We start from the raw sequence: 3776 nt of genomic DNA, 5'->3' as shown, positions 1-3776 counted from the left end.
ATTTTTTAGTAAAAAGCTACGACACAAATTTATGTGTCGTAGCTTTTTACTTGTGCTAACAGTGATAGTAGGGTTCAGCTTAAAGGACTTGAGGTAATGCGAGGTTATGTCTAAATACAATGATTGGTGCGCCCACCACGCATCGACTAATACACCTTAATCCTTAAAATATAAGGTCTATAGGATTTGTTTTATTAATTTTAACAACAAATTTAACAACTTATATAACGCCATCAACTTGCCATCCGCTCAATGTTATCTTTTATATCACAAGCGACCTTATTTGATAACTCTTTTTCAATATCATAGTTGTCAATGATAGTTAAAAACGCTTCAGCGACTGATGCTACTTGATCAATCATTGTTTGAGCTTTATTTTTCTTAATATCAGCTGCTTTAGCCAGTTTCAGTAAGTCAGATCGAGTAGGGTGCTTCGCTTCACCTGTCACATCCATTTGATGATAACCATTCATTCCTGAGTTATAAGCAAGATCATAAACGGGCGCTAATGACCACCTGCCAGCTTTGTCCATCATAAAAGAGAAGTTTTTGCTATGGTCGTCTTTATTATTAAAAATCACATTAAATACCGCATGTCTAAAACCGTCTTCTACCGCGGCTTGTGACCCAGTTAACATACGCACACAGCGCAAATACTGCAGATAATCTAGCGATGGGATGCGAAAATCAATGTCTAATAAGCCTGCCAGCGTATGAGTATGCACGCGCTGATCGCCTATTCGGTCAAAACGTTCAACCCCAAACGCGGCATAGTCGTTATTAATATCAAAATAGTGATGCGCTGGCATGTTAAGACCTGCTTGTTTTGCCATATCAGCGTAAAGCGCTTCTAATAGACAGACGCTTTTGTGCTCAGACTGAGCAGGGAACTTGATAAGCCAAGGTGTTGCCGGTGGGTTTGCGCGGGTTAAATCAGTAGTGATAAAATCACTTGCCTCATCATATAAAACCAACGCTTTTGGTCTAGCGCCCTGAGGGGAGCCGCCAATAACGATAAGCTCAGCCAATATGTCACTGTCTTGACCCGATAGAATGGTTTGATTGGCAGCCGCAAGCTTCGCTAAAGTCAGCTCCGGCATATCAATAGCATCAGATAAATCATGCTCAGGTTCAAAGCTCAGGGCGCCCATGGCTGAATCGCCAATATAAGCCAAGCGATCTAAAACATTAATTTGCTGTATAGGTTTGTCCATAACCTTCCGAAAAAACCTATCCATCAGCAGCATGCCCCAACCATCAGGCAAGCTATCTGACAACAGACCGCAAAGATAATGACTGGACGCATGACTGCCATAATAAGGCGCACTGCGTAGTGGCATCTCGATAGGCGATATCTCTAAACCATCAGCAATCCACGCCGCATCATAGCCAAATACAGGGCGGCGTCCGTCCATTGTGAGCTGACCGATAAGACGTTTAGATCCAAAGCCTTTATAATAGACATTAATAACAGATATTGGTTGGTACATAGCGTTACTCGCTAGCTTTATTTGATGCTCGCAGGCGTGGGTTTTGTTTAGCGATAATGTCTTCAATACTGCTAGGTTTGATGTCAAACAATTCGGCAAAATGATTAATCATACCAAGTGCAATGGCAAGCCGGATTACATTATCTAGCGTGCCACCTTGTCCCGACTCAATGCGAGCCACTGTACTGACACCAACACCTGCTTTTTCTGCTAGAGTAGCTTGGGTTAGATTGAGTACCAATCGCTGCGTTTTTAGGCGCTCACCCAAAATGACAGCTATCTCACTTGGCGTATAAAAATCAAATCGCATATTATATTAATCGCTCATAATTGGATGTTTAAGTGCTATTATAGCATTTAAAGACTCAAATATGAATGATGGTGTATATAAGTAATAAGTTGACAGCAAATTATATTGCTCTAGCACTCATCTTTAGTGTCATGAATCATGCGGAAAATATTAAAATATAGTTTTAACCCTTTAAAGTATAGCGCTTGTGAAGCAAGAAGATGTCGCAAGGCTATCGTCAGAGTTTCAATAGAGCTCTATTCATATTTATCAGTCAGATAGGTTGGGATATCAATTTTAGTTTACTGTTATTAGCGATTCAGATATATTACATACCATTTGTGCAAGGATAGATGATGAATTTCGTGACTATTGATGTGGAAACTGCTAACTCAGATGTCGGCTCTATTTGCCAAATAGGAATGGCGAAATATATCAAGGGTAAGCTGGTAGATACTTACTGTCATTTTATCAGACCAGCGTCTAGCTTTAGTCGAGTAAATACAGGCATTCACGGTATCGATACCATGCAAGTTAAAGACGCGCCGTCTATGTTTGATATTTATGGCAATATCATTCAGTTTGTTGGGAACAATATGGTGGTCAGTTACACCGATTTTGATCAAAGAGCGATAACCAAATGCTTAGATGATCATAATTTACCGCTACCTTCTTGGCAATGGGTGGACGCCTCACGCATGGTACGTGATACTTGTCAGCGCTTTAAGGATTCAGGATATAACCTTGCCAATGTGTGCCGCGAGTGGCGATATGATTTTAACCATCATGACGCCTTAGAAGATGCTAAGGCATGCGGTTTTGTGACAACTACGATTCTTAGAGAAAATAGCGCCTGCATTACAGAGTGGTTACAAGACGCCTCATCTCAATCAAAAAACAAACATACGCCGCCGCGATTCCCTCAAAATCGAGCGATAGCAGGCAATAAAGAGGGGCGGTTTTTTGGACTAAATATTTGTTTTACAGGTGAGCTGTCCATAAAGCGGGCCGAAATTACTGAGATTGCTGCAAAGCAAGGATTCCATGTTAAGGCAGGTGTGTCCAAAAAGCTTGATTACTTGGTTGTGGGAACGCCCGACTTAGCCGTACTAAATGGACATGATAAAAGCAGTAAACAGCGCAAGTCTGAGGCGTTGATAGCAGAAGGTAGTGATATCAGTATTATTACAGAGTATGAGTTTCTTAAAATACTAAAACTATAGTTTGATTCTTTGTTTTTTATAATGGGCTTCATAGATAATGAAAAACTTCATTGATAACGTCATGGCACGGTTTAAAGAAAAATACGATGCCAAGGACAATGATACAAAGTCCACTTTTATCGATTTGCCGCCTGATATAAAACAGTCAAGTCGTACGAGCCAATACGATAACAGTGACTCAGATGATATCGATAACCTAGCGACGTTTGTCCTCTCATCAGACGACTTAACAAGCCGTCAAAATGACCAAATTATACCCTCAAATCAAAACCTCAAAAAAGGACGCTGGGTCACTCAGTACGAGTCCATAACGATTCATGGTCGCACAATTGAACGGGGATTTATTTATGTGGGTGCGCAGCTTGATACATTGGTCGGCTATGGTATTGAGCCCTCATTAATAGATGAGCGCTTATCAGTCAGTCCGCCGAAATTCATACATAGCATGACCACCATTTATAGTGATGAGTCGCTTGGATACTGGCCAGCTTACGTGCAGCTTTCACCCGCATGCCGCGGCATTTATTTAGACTGGTTGGCGTCAGATCGTACCCATCCTAATATACCCATCGGTTACGTGTTTATTTACTTCAACGGGCTTGAGCGCCGCGTGATTGAAAGTATCAGTGAAGATAATGTCTCTGACGATGAGTTCATTAGCCTCTATAATGAAGTGTATCGTTTGCATACGATTTATGGCGAGCAGTCCTCTTTTTATAACTTCTTAGATTAACACATGAAGTGCAATACCAAATGCAAGGTGAAAAAAAGACC

Annotated in this window: 4 protein-coding genes; 2 read left to right on the top strand and 2 right to left on the bottom strand. The window is 41.0% G+C overall.

All coding sequences use genetic code 11. The annotated features are described in order from the left end of the window. Positions 1 to 233: 233 nt before the first annotated feature. Both ACT3SX_RS14350 and ACT3SX_RS14345 read right to left on the bottom strand, forming a co-directional pair. A complete protein-coding gene (locus ACT3SX_RS14350; protein ID WP_192520901.1) occupies positions 234 to 1490 on the bottom strand; it encodes a type II toxin-antitoxin system HipA family toxin in 1257 nt (418 codons plus the stop codon). 4 nt (positions 1491 to 1494) lie between these two features. After that, entirely contained in the window at positions 1495 to 1800 is a 306-nt protein-coding gene (locus ACT3SX_RS14345) for a helix-turn-helix domain-containing protein (RefSeq protein WP_192520902.1), read from the bottom strand. Between the two features lie 335 nt (positions 1801 to 2135). On the opposite strand from ACT3SX_RS14345, the gene ACT3SX_RS14340 reads away from it, so the two are divergent. After that, entirely contained in the window at positions 2136 to 3002 is an 867-nt protein-coding gene (locus tag ACT3SX_RS14340; RefSeq protein WP_192992414.1) for an exonuclease domain-containing protein, read from the top strand. 37 nt (positions 3003 to 3039) lie between these two features. After that, entirely contained in the window at positions 3040 to 3735 is a 696-nt protein-coding gene (locus ACT3SX_RS14335) for a TerB N-terminal domain-containing protein (RefSeq protein ID WP_444518549.1), read from the top strand. Positions 3736 to 3776: the final 41 nt, after the last annotated feature.

This window comes from Psychrobacter sp. AOP31-B2-9 (assembly GCF_052378005.1).
Classification (GTDB): domain Bacteria; phylum Pseudomonadota; class Gammaproteobacteria; order Pseudomonadales; family Moraxellaceae; genus Psychrobacter.
The sequence above is the reverse complement of the archived record's forward strand: the minus strand, read 5'-3'. Positions and strand labels throughout refer to the sequence as shown.